This window comes from Serratia sp. YWN4, from assembly GCF_055790845.1.
In genome coordinates this window covers 2760019-2777652 of the sequence record NZ_CM147696.1, presented here as the reverse complement: position 1 = coordinate 2777652, position 17634 = coordinate 2760019, and the positions used below count along the sequence as shown (strand labels likewise).

General features: G+C 52.6%; 13 protein-coding genes. 4 read left to right on the top strand and 9 right to left on the bottom strand.

Annotation, left to right across the window (positions count from 1 at the left end; all coding sequences use genetic code 11):
- Positions 1 to 111 precede the first annotated feature (111 nt).
- Complete coding sequence (gene hrpA, locus ACX9GT_RS13200) at positions 112 to 3999, top strand: ATP-dependent RNA helicase HrpA (protein WP_473187224.1); 3888 nt, start codon at positions 112 to 114, stop codon at positions 3997 to 3999.
- A 43-nt stretch (positions 4000 to 4042) separates the two neighbouring features.
- Here hrpA and ACX9GT_RS13195 read toward each other — a convergent pair whose 3' ends face one another.
- The 8 genes from ACX9GT_RS13195 to folM all read right to left on the bottom strand — a co-directional run bounded on the left by ACX9GT_RS13195 (position 4043) and on the right by folM (position 12382).
- The gene (locus ACX9GT_RS13195) at positions 4043 to 4864 is read right to left on the bottom strand and encodes a trypsin-like serine peptidase (protein WP_473187223.1); all 822 of its coding nucleotides are present in this window, start codon (positions 4862 to 4864) and stop codon (positions 4043 to 4045) included.
- Between the two features lie 117 nt (positions 4865 to 4981).
- Entirely contained in the window at positions 4982 to 5062 is an 81-nt protein-coding gene (gene ydgU, locus ACX9GT_RS13190; protein WP_473191582.1) for a small membrane protein YdgU, read from the bottom strand.
- 93 nt (positions 5063 to 5155) lie between these two features.
- On the bottom strand, positions 5156 to 5434 hold the full coding sequence (gene asr / locus ACX9GT_RS13185; protein ID WP_473187222.1) for an acid resistance repetitive basic protein Asr: 279 nt from the start codon (positions 5432 to 5434) through the stop codon (positions 5156 to 5158).
- 273 nt (positions 5435 to 5707) lie between these two features.
- Positions 5708 to 7204, bottom strand: coding sequence for a carboxypeptidase M32 (locus ACX9GT_RS13180; RefSeq protein ID WP_473187221.1), 1497 nt, complete (start codon positions 7202 to 7204; stop codon positions 5708 to 5710).
- Positions 7205 to 7432: 228 nt separating this feature from the next.
- Positions 7433 to 9280 carry a beta-N-acetylhexosaminidase gene (gene nagZ, locus ACX9GT_RS13175; RefSeq protein WP_473187220.1) on the bottom strand — a complete coding sequence of 616 codons (1848 nt, stop codon included), beginning with the start codon at positions 9278 to 9280 and terminating at the stop codon, positions 7433 to 7435.
- Positions 9281 to 9584: 304 nt separating this feature from the next.
- Positions 9585 to 10868, bottom strand: coding sequence for a two-component system sensor histidine kinase RstB (rstB, locus tag ACX9GT_RS13170; RefSeq protein WP_473191471.1), 1284 nt, complete (start codon positions 10866 to 10868; stop codon positions 9585 to 9587).
- Complete coding sequence (gene rstA / locus ACX9GT_RS13165) at positions 10865 to 11590, bottom strand: two-component system response regulator RstA (protein WP_473191470.1); 726 nt, start codon at positions 11588 to 11590, stop codon at positions 10865 to 10867. The genes rstB and rstA overlap by 4 nt, the downstream gene beginning before the upstream one ends.
- Positions 11591 to 11659: 69 nt before the next feature.
- Complete coding sequence (gene folM, locus ACX9GT_RS13160) at positions 11660 to 12382, bottom strand: dihydromonapterin reductase (protein WP_473191469.1); 723 nt, start codon at positions 12380 to 12382, stop codon at positions 11660 to 11662.
- 137 nt (positions 12383 to 12519) lie between these two features.
- Here folM and ACX9GT_RS13155 point away from each other — a divergent pair, with 137 nt between their 5' ends.
- Complete coding sequence (locus ACX9GT_RS13155; RefSeq protein WP_473191468.1) at positions 12520 to 12921, top strand: hypothetical protein; 402 nt, start codon at positions 12520 to 12522, stop codon at positions 12919 to 12921.
- Positions 12922 to 13085: 164 nt separating this feature from the next.
- On the opposite strand, the gene ydgH is transcribed toward ACX9GT_RS13155, so the two are convergent.
- On the bottom strand, positions 13086 to 14036 hold the full coding sequence (gene ydgH, locus ACX9GT_RS13150) for a DUF1471 family protein YdgH (protein WP_473191467.1): 951 nt from the start codon (positions 14034 to 14036) through the stop codon (positions 13086 to 13088).
- A 525-nt stretch (positions 14037 to 14561) separates the two neighbouring features.
- Between ydgH and pntA the strand changes: the two genes are divergently transcribed.
- Together pntA and pntB are read left to right on the top strand one after the other, a co-directional pair.
- Positions 14562 to 16088 (top strand): Re/Si-specific NAD(P)(+) transhydrogenase subunit alpha, encoded by a 1527-nt coding sequence (pntA, locus tag ACX9GT_RS13145; RefSeq protein WP_473191466.1) that lies wholly within the window; start codon positions 14562 to 14564, stop codon positions 16086 to 16088.
- 11 nt (positions 16089 to 16099) lie between these two features.
- Positions 16100 to 17488: a Re/Si-specific NAD(P)(+) transhydrogenase subunit beta gene (gene pntB / locus ACX9GT_RS13140; protein WP_473191465.1), complete on the top strand. Its 1389-nt coding sequence runs from the start codon at positions 16100 to 16102 to the stop codon at positions 17486 to 17488.
- Positions 17489 to 17634 lie beyond the last annotated feature (146 nt).

Here is a 17634-nt window from a genome sequence, read left to right as displayed (position 1 = left end):
GAGAAACTTGTGTGTGATATCCTGTGCGCCTGTAGCTAAGTGAGAGCTGCCCCCTATTTAAAATCGTTGCTATGCAGTGATAACGCAGCGAAGAAACAAGGAATACCGAACGTGAAATCTCCGCTCGCGGCACTGTCAGCCCAATTGGCTGGCTTGATGCTCCGTGATCAACAGCGCCTGCAACGCCGGTTGCAGGGCGCGCACAAAGTCAAAAATCCCGAGGCTCAACAGGCGGTTATTACTGAGATAGCCAGTGATATCGCTCAGGCGTTGCAGAAAGCGCAGTCGCGCGCGGCGTCATGCCCGAAAATCACTTATCCGGAAAACCTGCCGGTCAGCCAGAAGAAACAGGACATCCTGAACGCCATTCGCGAGCATCAGGTGGTGATCGTGGCCGGTGAAACCGGTTCGGGCAAAACCACCCAGTTGCCGAAAATCTGCCTGGAGCTTGGGCGCGGGGTCAAAGGGCTGATCGGCCATACCCAGCCGCGCCGCTTGGCCGCACGTACCGTTGCCAACCGCATTGCCGATGAGTTGGAAACCCCGTTGGGCGGCAGCGTGGGCTACAAAGTGCGCTTTAACGATCAAGTGGGCGAGAACACGCTGGTCAAACTGATGACCGACGGTATTCTGCTGGCCGAGATCCAGCAGGATCGGTTATTGATGCAGTACGACACCCTGATCATCGATGAAGCGCACGAACGCAGCCTGAACATCGACTTCATTCTGGGTTACCTGCGGGAACTGTTGCCCAAACGCCCGGATCTGAAAGTGATCATCACCTCGGCCACCATCGATCCACAGCGTTTCTCGCGCCATTTCAACCATGCGCCGATTATCGAAGTGTCAGGCCGCACCTATCCGGTAGAAGTGCGTTACCGGCCAGTGGTGGATGATGCCGACGATACCGATCGCGATCAGTTGCAGGCGATTTTTGATGCGGTCGACGAACTGGGGCGCGAAGGGCCGGGCGATGTGCTGATCTTCATGAGCGGTGAGCGCGAAATCCGCGATACCGCCGATGCGCTGAACAAGCTGAACCTGCCACATACCGAAGTGCTGCCGCTGTATGCGCGCCTGTCGAATAGCGAACAGAACCGGGTGTTTCAGTCTCACCATGGCCGCCGCATTGTGCTGGCGACCAACGTGGCGGAAACCTCGCTCACCGTGCCGGGTATCAAATACGTGATCGATCCAGGAACCGCGCGTATCAGCCGCTACAGCTTCCGCACCAAAGTGCAACGCCTGCCGATCGAACCGGTTTCACAGGCTTCTGCCAACCAGCGTAAAGGCCGCTGCGGGCGTGTCTCTGACGGCATCTGTATCCGCCTGTATTCGGAGCAGGATTTCCTGTCGCGCCCAGAGTTCACCGATCCGGAAATTCTGCGTACCAATCTGGCTTCGGTCATTTTGCAGATGACCTCGTTGGGGTTAGGGGATATTGCGGCCTTCCCGTTTGTCGAAGCGCCGGATAAACGCAATATTCAGGATGGTGTGCGGCTGCTGGAGGAGTTAGGGGCGATTAAAACTGCCGCCAACGGCCATAACCAACTTACCCCGCAGGGCCGCCAACTGGCGCAGTTGCCGATCGATCCGCGCCTGGCGCGCATGGTATTGGAAGCCCAGAAGAGCGGCAGCGTACGTGAGATGATGATCATTACGTCCGCGCTGTCGATCCAGGATCCGCGTGAACGGCCAATGGATAAACAGCAGGCTTCAGATGAAAAACACCGCCGTTTCGCCGACAAAGACTCTGATTTTATGGCGTTCGTCAACCTGTGGGATTACCTGAAAGAGCAGCAGAAGGAAAATTCCTCCAGCCAGTTCCGCCGCCTGTGCCGCAACGATTTCCTTAACTATCTGCGCGTGCGTGAATGGCAGGACATCTACACTCAACTGCGCCAGGTGGTCAAAGAGCTGGGTCTGCCGGTTAACAGCGTGCCTTCGGACTACCGCAGCATACATACCGCGCTGCTGACCGGTTTGCTGTCGCACGTCGGGCAAAAAGACGCGGACAAGCAAGAGTTTACCGGTGCGCGCAACGCTCGTTTCTCTATCTTCCCCGGTTCTGGCCTGTTCAAGAAGCCGCCGAAGTGGGCGATAGTGGCCGAACTGGTGGAAACCAGCCGCCTGTGGGGGCGCATTGCCGCGCGGATTGAGCCGGAATGGATCGAACCGCTGGCGCAGCATTTGGTGAAACACCATTACAGCGAACCGCACTGGTCAAAATCCCAGGGTGCCGTGATGGCCAGCGAAAAAGTCACGCTGTTCGGCTTGCCGATCGTGGCCGCCCGCGCGGTGAATTACAGCACCCTTGATCCGCTGCTGTGTCGTGAGCTGTTTATCCGCCATGCGCTGGTAGAAGGAGACTGGCAGACGCGCCACGCCTTCTTTGCTGCCAACCTGAAGCTGCGCGCCGAGGTGGAAGAGCTGGAACACAAATCCCGCCGCCGCGATATTCTGGTGGATGATGAAACGCTGTTCAGCTTCTACGATCAGCGTATTCCTAGCGATGTGATGTCCGGGCGACATTTCGATAACTGGTGGAAAACAACCGCTAAACAGAAGCCCGATTTGCTCAACTTCGAAAAAGCGATGCTGATCAAGGACGGTGCCAACAAGGTTAGCGCACTGGATTATCCCAACACCTGGTATCAGGGCAACCTGAAGCTGCGCCTGACCTACCAGTTTGAGCCCGGCACCGATGCGGATGGGGTGACGGTGCATATCCCGCTGCCGATCCTCAATCAGGTGGAAGCGGCCGGTTTTGAGTGGCAGATCCCCGGTATCCGCCGCGAACTGATTATTGCCTTAATCAAATCGCTGCCGAAGCCGGTGCGGCGTAATTTTGTGCCAGCCCCCAACTACGCAGAGGCTTTCCTTGGCCGTGCCACGGCGCTGGAAATGCCGCTGCTGGATTCACTGGAACGTGAGTTACGTCGCATGACTGGCGTGACGGTGTCACGTGAAGATTGGCAATGGGATCAGGTGCCCGATCATCTTAAAATGACTTTCCGCGTGGTGGGCGAAAAACACAAAACGCTGCGTGAAGGCAGAGATCTGATGGCATTGAAACTGCAACTGAAAGAGCAGGTGCAGGAAACGCTGTCGGCGGTGGCGGACGACGGCATTGAGCAGAGCGATCTGCATATCTGGAGCTTTGGCAAGCTGCCCGAGTTTTACGAACAGAAGCGCGGCGGTTACTCGGTCAAAGCCTATCCGGCGTTGGTGGATGAGAAAGACAGCGTGGCGATCCGCCTGTTCGACAGTGAACAGGAACAGCAGCAGGCCATGTGGCAAGGAACGCGCCGCCTGCTGTTGCTGAACATTCCGTCCCCGATCAAATATCTGCATGAAAAGCTGCCGAACAAAGCCAAGCTGGGGCTGTATTTTAACCCGTATGGCAAAGTGCTGGATCTGATTGATGACTGTATTTCATGCGGTATCGACAAGCTGATTGCCGAACATGGCGGGCCGGTCTGGCAGGAAGAAAACTTTGCCCGGTTGCAGGAATTGGTGCGTGCGGAGTTGAATGAAACGGTGGTGGAAGTGGCCAAGCAGGTCGAACAGATCCTGACCACGGTGTTTAATATCAATAAGCGCCTGAAGGGCCGGGTGGATATCTCACTGGCGCTGGCGCTTGCAGATATCAAAAGCCAGCTTGGTGGCCTGATTTACCGTGGATTTGTCACTAATAACGGTTTTCACCGTTTGCAGGATACCCTGCGCTATTTGCAGGCAATCGAACGCCGGTTAGAGAAGCTGGCCGTCGATCCGCAACGCGACCGCGCGCAGATGTGGCGAGTGGAGCAGGTGCAACAGGTGTGGCAGCAGTGGCTGAACAAACTACCGCCGAAGCGCCAGCAGGATGAAGAAGTGAAAGCCGTGCGCTGGATGATCGAAGAACTGCGCGTTAGCCTGTTTGCGCAGCAATTGGGCACGCCTTATCCCATTTCTGATAAGCGTATTCTGCAAACTATCGATCAACTTTCGGTGTAAATAATACCGCACCGGCCGTTGCCAGCCCGGTGCGGCCCTTTCACTATTTACCTGCCGCCAATGCATTCAGGGCATCGCGAATGGCGCTAACGGAAAGTGCCCGATTATCGGCCTGGTAGCGATCTTCCGCTGCCGGTGCGGAACTCTGGATAGCGATCAGCCGCCAGCCATCATCAGTTTTCAGCAACAGCGGGGAACCACTGTCGCCCGGCAGCGTATCACATTGATGCGACAGCACGCCTTTTTGTGCCCAACCGGTGATTTTGCAGCTTTGATGGCCATAGAGCTTGTCCAGATGATCTTCCGGATAACCGGCCTGAGTGATCAGGCGCTTCGCCTTCTTTAATGCCTGGGTTAGTGCTTTGCTGTCACCCTGCCATAGCGGTAGCGGTTTGATCGGTAAGGTATTTTGGTCTTTCAGCCGAATCAGCGCAAAATCATAAGCGGCAGCGGCAGGGGGCACGATCCAGCCGTCACCATCGGGTTTTAGCTTTTTGCCTAACTTCTGGTCAACCAGCGTTTCGATATTCTCCGTCTGGTATTGCCAGCCGTTGGTATTGGAAATAAAGCGCAGAGTTACTGCCTTATCAAGATGGCCCGGTGGTGCCAGCACGCAATGGCCCGCAGTGAGCGCCAGATGAGGCGAAATCAGTGTGGCGGTACACAGATTACCGCTGGCGGTTTCGACCTGACCAATGGCCTGCCAGGGTGATTCGCTGGTTTCTGCTACTTTGATGCGCTCGTCTTTGCCGAAAAACAGGCGGTTTTGTTCTGCCTCAGACGCATCAGAAGGGCTGTCAGCGCGGGCGGAAAAGGATAAAGCCAATGGAAGTGAACACAGCAACAGCAAAACGGGTATGCGCATAGGTTTCTTGCCTGACAAGTACGAATTTTCCATAAACACAATGAATGCTAACTATAGACTGATTTAGCTATCGCGTGGATGGTCAGTCATTGATTTCCTGACAAAACTGACGGGAAATTAAAGATAAAAGAAGGCGGCGATTAATCCGCAAACGATCAGGGTTCCAAGGATGATCTCAAACAGGTAGCGACGCAGCATAGTGACAACCCCCCGATGATAAAACACCCGGCGAACCGGGTGTTGAGCAACATTTGCCAGAACAGGTGAGGGGTGCCTCACGCCGGGTTGCTATCAAGCAGCCGGAGTTGCTGCTTTTTTACTGGCTTTTTTGTGATGCTTTTTAGCTGCCTGTGCTTTCTGAACGGCTGCTTTCTTATGATGTTTCTTGGCGGCTTGGGCTTTTTGTTCAGTAGTTTTCTTCGCGTGATGTTTTTTCGCATGAGTCGCTTTAGCCGGTGCAGCCTGAGTGGTGGTTGCACCAGATGCCGCAGGAGCCATGGTATCAGCAGCGAAAGCGACAGAAGACAGACCCATTGCAGCGGCAACAATCAGAGCTAATACTTTTTTCATGATAAACGCCTCGAATTACGATTTATGTTTCAACCCCACTGCGGGGCCGTTGAAAGAATCTTAGGCAAAGTTCAGGATACTTTCCGTGAGTGATTGGTTTCGGCTTGTAACCCAATGTACAGGGGTTTTATTTCTTACTTTAGTTACAACATACATTGAAAGTTATCTATCCCACACTCTGCAACTACCATGCATCGGGTAACATCGTGCCCCTTGATATTCCATAAAGTTTTACAGCGGAAAACGGCACGGAATTAACCGTGCCGGAAGAGGTTACAGATAGCGGTTTTCCAGGTGCTGGCGGAAATAACGTGGATTCAGCGTTTCACCGGTCGCATTGGCGATCAGGGTATCGGTCGAGTATCGGCTGCCGTGACGCCAGATATTTTGCTGCAACCAGTGGAACAGGGCGCTTAAGTCGCCTGCTGCAATGTCATCGCTCAAATTGGGCAGCGCTTTACGTGCGTGCTGGAATAGCTGCGCGGCGTACATTGCACCAAGGGTATAGGTAGGGAAGTAGCCAAAAGCACCATCGGTCCAGTGAATGTCCTGCATACAACCATTGCGGTAATTACCCAAGGTATCCAGCCCGAGATAGCGGTGCATTTTCTCGTTCCACAACGCCGGAATATCCTCTACTTCAATCTCGCCTTCAACCAACGCCTGTTCGATTTCATAACGCAGAATCACATGGGCTGGATAGCTGACCTCGTCGGCATCAACGCGGATCAAGCCGGGTTTTACGCGCTGATTCAAACGGATAAAATTGCTCTCTTCCAAGGCTGCCTGCTCACCAAACTGGGCGGTAACCAAAGGGCGCAGGACCTTCAGGAAATCGCTGCCGCGTGCCAGTTGCATTTCAAACAGCAGGCTTTGCGATTCATGAATGGCGGTAGAAAGAGCCAGAGCAACGGGTTGGCCAAGCCATTCACGCGGCAGGTTCTGTTCATAACGGGCATGGCCGGTTTCGTGCACGATGCCGAGTAGCGCGGTAAGAAACTCATTCTCATTATAGCGGGTGGTAATGCGTACATCTTCCGGCACCCCGCCGCAGAAAGGATGCACGCTCACGTCAACGCGGCCACCGTCGAAGTTGAAACCGAGCAGTTTCATGACGCTCAGGCCGAGTTTACGTTGCAGTTCAACATCAAACGGACCTTGCGGGATCAGGCAAGGCTCTTTTGCCTGTTTGGCGACCACTTTTTGCAGTAAGTCCGGCAACCAGGTTTTCAAATCACCGAAAATCCGATCCAGATCGCGGCTGCGCATACCGGGTTCATACAGGTTAAGCAGGGCATCATAACGGCTGACGCCCGCCGCTTGCGCCCGGATTTGTGCTTCTTCACGAGTCAGTTTGACCACTTCACGCAGGTTATCGCTAAAACCTTCCCAATCGTTGGCCGGGCGCTGCGCACGCCAGGCGTGTTCACAACGGGCACCTGCCAGTGATTTTGCTTCAACCAGAGATTCTGGCACCAGCACGGCGTTATCATACTGGCGACGCATTTCTTGCAGGTTGGCGCTGTCAATACCACTCAGCGATTCTTGCTGAGCGCGTTCAAGCAGCGTTGCGGTTTTGGGGGCCGTCAGGATCTGGTGCTTCAGCACGCTTAATTCAGCCAGAGCTTCAGAGCGGGCCTTGTTGCCGCCCGGTGGCATCATGGTCTGCATGTCCCAGCCGCTGATGGCGGATAGGTGATCAAACCGCGAAAGGCGGGTGAATAATGCGCGTAGCTCTTGGTAAGCTGATGAGGAATGTGCAGATGTCATGAATTAGTTCCCTATAATATCCCGCGTAGAGGTTGTTGCCCACAATGTACTATAGGTCGCCGCGCTCGAGAAAAAAATCAACCCTGGTTAGCAATAACGCACTAATACTGGGTGTTTAGTTATCACAAAATTGTTCGAGATTAATACCCCTATTAAGTGCAAAAGCAATACCGCCTTCTAGGAAGGCGGATTTTTACTTTGTGCAACTGAGGGCAATTTTTACCGGGTTCAGTAAGTCAAGCCATGCCCGAAGGGGTAGATGATTTCGCCTTCAGGAGATTTGATATCAACAGGCAATTTACCGCTAGGAACATTAAAGAAGAGGGTATCAGCATCATTTTTAAACAATGTTCTGATGCCTGCCCGAATATTGGCTTCAAGAGAGTTACGATTGTTATTGGTGACATCAAACCCGGTGATACCATAAATAGCCAGGTTAGCTGTCACATTATCCAAATAAGCAATGTCATAGGGATTGCGTGATGAGATAACAACCAGGGGTATCCCCAGCTCTCTCGCTTTATCAATGGTCTGTTGTGCAGCACGCCCTTTGGTTTTTAGATTGTAAGTGACCAGAATAACCAGATCGTTGGCTTTAATACTCTCTTCCAGAGTGGCTGGCACGGTTTGCTGATCCAGCTTATAGGCCAGGCTGGAAACTGTGATTTCCTGGTTTTCAAGCTGGCTGGCAATGTTTTGCAATTCACTTCGGATAATATCATTGCGCGTATTTTCATCAGAGATGATCAGCACGTTATTCTGTGCATTGAGGGAATAGGGCAACAGGTTGTCATTCTTGATCAGCGTAACGGCGTGTTCTGCCACTTTTTGTTCATCGCGTTTATGCGCTGGTGAAGCAACGACAGATTGAGCGAACGCCAAAGTATGTGGATTATTGGTAGCCGCGATCTTTTTTGCCAATTTAGTTTGGACAACCCGGGTCGCCGCTTCTTGTAGGCGTGACGCAAACTCTGGGTTTTTATAGTATTGAGTTTCCAGATAGTGGTAAAGATCTTCCAGTTGTTCAATCCCCTGTTGATCCCAGACATGGACTGGCATCACGATGACATCACTGCCTGCCATCAACGCCATTTCCACTGCTTCATTAGCACCAAAGTTTTCGGTGATAGCTCCCATATCCATTGCGTCAGTAAATATCAGACCTTGGAATTTGAGCTCATCACGAAGAATACCGGTGATGATTTTTTTGGATAATGTGGCTGGCAAACCGATTTCAGTACCATCTTTTTTAGAAACTACTGTGGTATCGTCAAGGGCAGGAACGATGATATGTGCCGTTATTACGGCATCAATGCCCTGTTCGATAACGTATTTGAATGGTAACAAATCGCTTTGCCGCCATTCGCTTTCAGTATAAGGAACCAGCGGCAGCCCAAAGTGCGAGTCGGTTTCCACGTTACCATGGCCAGGGAAGTGCTTTGCGGTGGCCAGAACGGAGTTCTGCTGCAATCCCTTGATATAGGCACCCGACATCTCATTAACCAGCGCAATATCGCTGCTGAACGAACGCACGCCGATAACCGGGTTATTCTGGTTGGTATTGATATCCACCACCGGAGCAAAGTTAATGTTCACTCCCAGTGCGTTGAGTTCCGAGCCGTGAACTTCACCCACATGTTGTGCCATATTGGCATCGCGCGTTGCTGCCAGTGCCATATTACCCGGCATTTCTGTGCCTTCGCGCAGACGCGTGACATATCCGCCTTCCTGATCGGTACTGATCAGTAAAGGCAACTGATAACTGGCCTTCTGTAAATCCTGAATCAGCTGATAACTTTGTGGCGTATTAATAAAGTTTTCCCGAAACAGGATCACAGAACCCAGCCGGTAGTCATTGATGACTTTAGCCAACTCGGTAGGGAGTACGGTGACACCTTCCGGTTCCCCAGCAGCGTTTTTGCCCCAATTGCGCACATCCAGCATTAGCACCTGGCCGATCTTTTCTCGTGGGCTCATCTGAGTTACTCTCTGTTCGGCACTGGTTTGCGGTTCTTGCTGGCTGGAGGATACTTGAGCGTTATCGCACCCCATCATCGTCAGACTGGAAATAAACACAGCAACAGTTGCTACTCCTGGTATTTTCATTGCATTCCCTCATGATGAATAAAAAACTCATCACAGAGAATAATAAATTCTTAAAATAATAATAGGCTAGAATTTAATATTCATGGTTTGTATCACATTTCTCACTGGGAAAATGAGGATGTATACCGAGCTTTTGTAGATTCAGGGCGCGCAATGTGTCGCTATGGTAAATAAAATAAGCGGTTGATATTAGCCACCATAGTGATAGCTATATTTCGCTATCAGTTTCTCTTGGCGCTCTGATAGTTTTTACTTGAAGGATGACCAGTTAAGGTTAAAAAGTCTGTTTGACCGGCCAGCAGAAACGGAAACTGGCACCGCCCAGAGAACTGGCTTCGACATAGACATGGCCCTGATAGGCCACCGCAATGGAATGAACAATCGCCAGCCCCAGCCCGCAGCCCCCGGTTGCGCGACCGCGGCTCGGATCAAGGCGTACAAAAGGTTCGAAGACGCGCTCACGTTCGTCCGGCGGAATACCTGGGCCGTCATCTTCCACTTGCAGGCAGGCACCATCGCCATCAAACCACAGGCCGACGCGCAGGTTCTGCTCCGAGTAACGCAGCGCATTGTTGACCAGGTTATCCAGCACTCGCTCCATCAGCCGCAAATCGACACCGCCAAAATCACCGACGTGCGGGATATTCAGCTCAATCTGCCGCTCGGGATGGACCAACTGCATGTCTGCCACTTTATCTTTCAGCCAGCCAGGTAAATCGATCGGTTCGATGTTCAGCGCCAGCTGCGGGCGATCCAGGCGCGCATAGGTCAGCAGTTCGTCAATCAGCGATTCCAACTGGCCGATATCACGATTTAGCGCCTGCTGTTCGCTTTCGGAAAGATTTTCGCTCATCGCCAAGCGATAACGCAGGCGAACCAGCGGAGTGCGCAGTTCATGGGCGATCCCATCAATCAGCTGTTTCTTGCTGGCAATCAGCGTGCTGATGTTATCCGCCATCTGGTTGAACGCCACGCCGAGCCGGCTGAGGCTGGAGGTCGGTTCAAAATAGGTGCGTTCGTCAAGATGCCCAGCCCCCAAGCGCTGAGCGGCGTTCTCCAGCTTCAGCAAATCCCGCCAGTGCGGGCGCATCCACAGGAACACCGGCAGAGCTAACGACATACCGATAAAGATCAGCAAAGCCAAATCCAGTATCCGCATTTGATGCAGATAGAACAGGTAAGGGATCGGGCCCACCACTAACACATAGTGGCTGCGTGGAATGCGTTGCATAAAGGTATAGCGATCGTCCAGGGCGATGATCTCCCCCAGGCGCAGCCGTTTGGTCAGTTCTTCGCTCAGGTTCTGCTTGCCGAGGGGTTCGATATGCAGTTGGAAAGACAGGTTTAAATCCAACGTAGCAATGGTTTTGTTCCAGTCTTTGAGCGGAGTTTCCCGCAGTTCGCTGCGCATCAGATACAGCGAGCTTTTCATCAGATCGTCCATTGACTGGCGGCCAGCGCGTTCGGCGGTGAATTTGTAAACCAAGCCGACCAGCATAGCCATGACCAGAAAACAGACAAACAGCAGCAAAAAGAACTGAACAAAAAGTTTTCTCATTGCTGCACCGATGCCCAAGCGTTGGGTGCAAACAGGTAACCCTTGTTGCGCACGGTTTTGATGCGGAACGGCTCCAACGCATTGTCATACAATTTGCGGCGCAGGCGTGAGATCGCCACGTCGATGCTGCGATCCATACCGTCATAACTGACGCCGCGCAGGTTTTGCAGCAGGGCTTCGCGATCCATGATCTGCCCGGCGTGAGTTGCCAACTCCCACAGCAGATCGAAATCTGAAGTGGATAGGGTGATGATCTCTTCGCCCAACGTGACTTGCCGGTTGACCGGATCGATACACAACAGGCCGAAATGCAACGCATTGTGCTGGGTGATGGTCTGCGTTTGTTCTTCTTTCGGTTGGCTGCCGTGCTGGCGCAGGTGTAAACGCAGGCGAGCCAGCAGCACCGCGGGCGGCGTGGTTTTCAGGATGTAGTCATGGGCACCCATTTCCAACGACAGAATATGGTTCATATCGCTGTCAAGAGAGGTGAGCAAGACGATCGGGCCAGGATAAACCGGGCGCAGATCGCGGCACAGCGTCATGCCATCCTTGCCGGGCAGCATGATATCCAGCAGCACCAGGTCCGGCTGTTCTCGTTCAATGCAGGCCTGCGCCGTGTCGCCACGCGGTTCGATGATAACGTCAATATCGTGTTTGCCCAGATAGGCGGCAATCAGTTTGCCCACTTCCGGGTCGTCTTCTACAAAAACAATTTTAGGCATTTTGCGTGCTTTTATAAAAAAAACGGCATTCAGCATAGCGCGCCATTCGGCGTTGCGCTATGCCCACATTCAGCGCAGCGGCCGTCCGCCGTCGACACCATGGGTCCGCCCGGTCACGTAACGGCTGCTCATCAGATAATCCACCAGATTGACCACCTCATCTTCACCTGGAGCGATTTTCATCAGTGACTTTTCCAGTGCCTGGCGGCGATAGGCTTCATCATCATCGGGATTAAACATTATCAGCGCTGGAGCAATGGCATTCACTTTCACTTCGGGTGCCAGTTTGCGCGCAAAAGAGCGTGTCATATTATCCAGTGCGGCTTTACTGGCGGCATAGGCAATATGTTTATCGCTGCCTTTTTCCACCACGTAATCGGTCAGATGGATTATATCGGCACCGGCTTGCCCTTGGCCGAGCAGGCAGGATTCCAGCAGTTGATTTAACAGGTACGGCGTATAAACATGGATTTGCAACATTGAAGCCATGACCTGCTCCGGCGGCATTGAGGCTGATTCTGCCAGCCAGGCGCTGGCATTGTGGATCACCGCACGCAGCTTTGGTGCGATCTCAGTAACCTGCTCAGCAAACCGGTAAATGCCCGTATGTGCCGAAAAATCACTTTGCAGGCAAATTGCCCCTAGCTGTTTCAACTCGGTCAATGCCGGATAGTCGCTGCGATAGGCAATGATCACCGGAATATTGCGTTGCAAAAATGACTTGGCCAGTGCCAGTCCAATCCGGCGAGCTCCGCCGGTAATCAGCACCGGGGCTGAGTTGTGAGGTACCATCAAGTAAAGCTCCTGGGCAAGCTGGCAAACAATGAAGGAATCATGTCATTATACGGTAGAAAGCGGTTAAAGCTTCCCTTCGATTATCCATTTCAGCTGCATTACCCAACTGGCTATAAGTAAAGAGGAATAGGGGGATGAGGAATAATCACGCACGCAGTGAGAGAGTCTGTTTTGACTATATGGATTTTCTGTCCGCATCCTGCAAAAAGCAATGGCGTTTTATGGATGCCATTTATGGTGTGATGCCGATTTTTGGCATGGTTTTGAAATCAGGCGCGGCCGGGTCGCAAACGCGCAACGAACAATTGAAAGCGCTGGCCTTGCAGGTGCTCTCTACCCAGCTTAGCGATGAAATCAACATTATCCGCCTGATCGATCTGGCCCAGCAGCAACAACTTGCGGTGTTTGATATTCAACTGCCTTATGCACTGAAGGCAGAGCAATTGGCCGTGATCGAAAAAAAGTGCGCCAATCGCGTGGTGGTGACCCAGATCGATGAACGTATTACCGTCACTGCACAACAGCTGACCGGGTGAAACCACCCGGTTTCGTTTTATTTACTGCAACATAAACCAACCGGCTGGCATCAGGCCCGCGGCATACTGCGCGGCATCAGGCCCAATTTCACCCTGCGCTGATACTCAGCAGCATAGAAAAGGGCAGCTCGATCGCTGCCCGATGGTAAACCATAATATGGCAATTATTTAAACAGATCGGCGCTGACGGTCAGGTTGCCGCCGCTATTGTTCTGCCACTGGCGCGTAACGTGATAATACTTGGCACCTTTCTCTGCGGCACGTTTTGCCACTTCGCTGGAAACTTCGGTCATGCTGCTGAAGTGGCCGTTGAAAGTGACAGAATCAAACGGCACCATCTGCGCGGCGGCGGCATTGTTCAGTTCCTGAATTTTGGTGCCATTCGGCAGCGTGACGGTGTAACGCTGGCCGGTAGAAGATTGGGTTTCGAAGAAACGGCCAATATCACGGCTTGGTGAGGAAGAAGAGGCGACGCCAGGAATTTCCACTTTGGCCGCTTCTGCGCCACCGGCTGCCAGCGCGGCTCGGCCAGCATCAGAATCGGCAGGAATGACATCTGGGCTCTGAACCACACGTTTCTGGGCATCAGCTTTATAAACATAGGCGGTAATGAACTGGTTGCCGCCTTGGTTGGCATCAATTTGGCGCACGATAAAGAATGAGGCTGCGCCTTTTTTCTTCGCTTCTTTGGCGATCGCATCGTTAATGTCTGGCTGGCTACGGTAGAAACCGCTGACGCTAACGGTATCGTAAGGTTCAAGCAGGAACGCTTCGTCTTTCGGCAGTTCGTTCACACCATGGAAGACGCGGTAGTTTTTCTCTTTGCTCACTTCTGGCGCATCTTTATGGTAAAGATCTGCGGTGACGCGCCAGTTGCCGCCATTATTGCCGCTGTTAAGGTCTTGAATATAGAAAGAGTCGGCGCCCAGTTTATCTGCCCGGCGTGATACGGCATCGGCAGCTTCATAGATGGCATTAAAACGGCCGGTAATCGTGATGCGATCAAACGGCTTAATCGCCGCTGCTTTTTCCGGTGTTAGCTCTTGCGCGGCATGCACAGATAGCGCGGTGAGTGATAACAAGGCTGATGCGATGATCGTGGTCTTCAGCTTCATAAAAAATCCTTTCGCCTAGCGCATTAACGTTTATAAAGTGTCATTCAGCCGCAGATTATGACATGCCATCTCGGCAAATGTCTCAGCATTTTATCTGATGATATGAGACAAATCCGTGTCGGAGTCCTTTAGCGACTACGCCGCCAATTCGATATAAGTTTCAATAATAAAGCGTTTCATCTCATTAATGTTAATTATTCACAATTTTATAACTTTTATGCTCTTACCACCGCCTCTGGCTGGAAGTGGCTGGGAGCAGTGTTGGTACAAACCTGTGATGAAAAGAGCTATTGCAGGCTCTTTTTCACGCAAAATTGCGATTCGTCATATCCTTAAGTGAATTTTTATGTAAAAACTGACCGGTAAACGTAAGCAATTATGGATCATCGACCTTATTTTCAGTAGGTTATAGATGGCACCTTAATCTGCGTACAGACAAGGACAAAAAAGCCTTGCCTGGCCGGTGCTATTGCTATGGGTAGAAAGATAATAAACATCATCAAAGACAGGTGAGAAGGGAACATTATGCGTATTGGTGTACCAAGAGAACGGTTGGCCAATGAAGCCCGTGTTGCAGCAACGCCGAAAACGGTAGAGCAATTGCTGAAACTGGGCTTTACCGTCGCGATCGAAAGCGGGGCGGGCAAGTTGGCAAGCTTTGAGGATGTCGCTTATGAAGTTGCAGGAGCGACAATTACCGATACCACGGACGTGTGGCAGTCGGATCTGATTCTGAAAGTTAACGCGCCACAAGAGGACGAAATCGCGTTAATGCGTGAAGGGAGCACGTTGGTCAGCTTTATCTGGCCTGCGCAAAACCCGGAACTGATGGCAAAACTGGCGGCGCGCAATGTCACCGCCATGGCCATGGATTCCGTGCCGCGTATCTCCCGTGCGCAATCGCTGGATGCGTTGAGTTCGATGGCCAACATCGCAGGCTATCGCGCTATCGTTGAAGCTGCACACGAGTTCGGGCGTTTCTTCACCGGCCAGATCACCGCCGCTGGTAAGGTTCCACCGGCAAAAGTGATGATTATCGGCGCTGGCGTGGCGGGTTTGGCCGCCATTGGTGCCGCAGGCAGCATGGGTGCCATCGTGCGCGCCTTCGATACCCGCCCGGAAGTGAAAGAGCAAGTGCAGAGTATGGGCGCGGAATTCCTAGAGCTGGACTTTGAGGAAGAAGCGGGCAGCGGCGATGGCTATGCCAAAGTGATGTCAGAAGCCTTTATCAAGGCCGAGATGGCACTGTTTGCTGCTCAGGCGGAAGAAGTGGACATTATTGTCACCACCGCGTTGATCCCAGGTAAACCCGCTCCGAAGCTGATTACCAAAGAGATGGTGGCTTCGATGAAGCCGGGCAGTGTGATTGTCGATCTGGCAGCGCAAACCGGTGGTAACTGCGAATTAACCGTTGCCGACCAAGTGACCATGACCGACAACGGCGTGAAAATCATCGGTTACACCGATCTGCCAAGCCGTTTGCCGACGCAATCTTCACAGCTTTACGGTACCAACCTGGTTAACCTGCTGAAGCTGTTGGCGAAAGAGAAGAACGGCGAGATCGATATCGATTTCGAAGACACCGTGATCCGCGGCGTGACCGTGGTGCGTGACGGTGAAGTGACCTGGCCAGCACCGCCAATTCAGGTTTCCGCTCAGCCGAAACAGGCTCAGGCGGCTCCGCTGGAAAAAATAGAGAAGAAACCGACTTCACCTTGGGTGAAATACGGTTTGATCGCGCTGGCGATCGTGCTGTTTGGCTGGTTTGCCAACTCGGCACCGCAAGAATTCCTGTCACACTTTACCGTGTTTGCGCTGGCCTGCGTGGTGGGTTACTACGTGGTCTGGAACGTCAGCCATGCGTTGCATACTCCGTTGATGTCGGTCACTAACGCGATCTCAGGGATTATTGTGGTCGGTGCGTTATTACAGATTGGCCATGGCGGTTGGGTGAGTTTCCTCTCCTTTATTGCCGTGCTGATTGCCAGCATCAACATTTTCGGTGGTTTCACCGTGACTCAGCGCATGCTGAAAATGTTCCGCAAAAACTAAAGGGGTAGCAAATGTCTGGTGGATTAGTTACAGCTGCATACATTGTTGCCGCTATTTTGTTTATTTTCAGCCTGGCTGGTCTTTCACGCCATGAAACGTCGAAGCAGGGCAACCTGTTTGGCGTCGCCGGGATGGCGATCGCGCTGATTGCCACCATCCTCGGGCCGCACTCCGGCAACGTGGGTTGGATCATTATCGCGATGATCATCGGTGGTTCGATCGGTATCTATCTGGCGAAGAAGGTCGAAATGACCGAAATGCCAGAACTGGTGGCAGTGCTGCACAGCTTCGTGGGTCTGGCGGCGGTTCTGGTGGGCTTCAACAGCTATCTGGATCACGGCGCGCCAATGGAGCCGGTGATGGAAAACATCCATCTTACCGAAGTGTTCCTCGGCATCTTCATCGGTGCGGTCACCTTTACTGGTTCTATCGTGGCATTCGGCAAACTGCGCGGCATTATCTCTTCCAAGCCGTTGACGCTGCCTCATCGTCACAAGCTGAATCTGGCTGCGATCGTGGTTTCCTTCCTGCTGATGGTGCTGTTCGTGCGTACCAACAGCGTGGGTTGGGAAGTGTTTGCCCTGTTGATCATGACGATTATCGCGCTTGGCTTCGGCTGGCACTTGGTGGCCTCGATCGGCGGTGCCGATATGCCGGTGGTGGTGTCCATGCTCAACTCCTATTCCGGTTGGGCCGCGGCGGCGGCAGGCTTCATGCTGAGCAACGATCTGCTGATCGTGACTGGTGCGCTGGTCGGTTCTTCCGGTGCGATCCTGTCTTACATTATGTGTAAGGCGATGAACCGTTCGTTTATCAGCGTGATCGCTGGCGGTTTCGGTACCGATGGTTCCTCTACCGGCAACGCAGAAGAGATGGGCGAATACCGTGAAACCACGGCGGAAGAAGTCGCTGAACAGTTGAAGAACTCAACCTCAGTAATCATCACCCCAGGTTATGGCATGGCGGTAGCGCAGGCGCAGTATCCGGTGGCAGAGATCACCGAAAAATTGCGCGCTCGCGGTATCAAAGTGCGTTTTGGTATTCACCCGGTGGCGGGCCGTTTACCGGGCCACATGAACGTACTGCTGGCGGAAGCCAAAGTGCCTTACGACGTGGTGCTGGAGATGGACGAAATCAACGAAGATTTCCCTGATACCGATACCGTGCTGGTGATCGGCGCTAACGATACGGTGAACCCGGCGGCGTTGGAAGATCCACGCAGCCCAATCGCCGGTATGCCAGTGCTGGAAGTGTGGAAAGCGCAAAACGTGATTGCGTTCAAACGTTCGATGAATACCGGTTATGCCGGTGTGCAGAACCCGCTGTTCTTTAAAGAGAACACCCAGATGCTGTTTGGCGATGCCAAAGCCAGCGTGGAAGCGATCCTGCGCGCGCTGTAATCGAGAACTGCAAGATAAAAGCACGGGCGAAAATCCGTGCTTTTTTTCGTCATAATGGTGACCAACTCTCACTATCGATCGTGATTTTTGTGCTTAATTTAACGTAATCAGTTCAATATTTGTGCAATTCAACACATCAGATCACC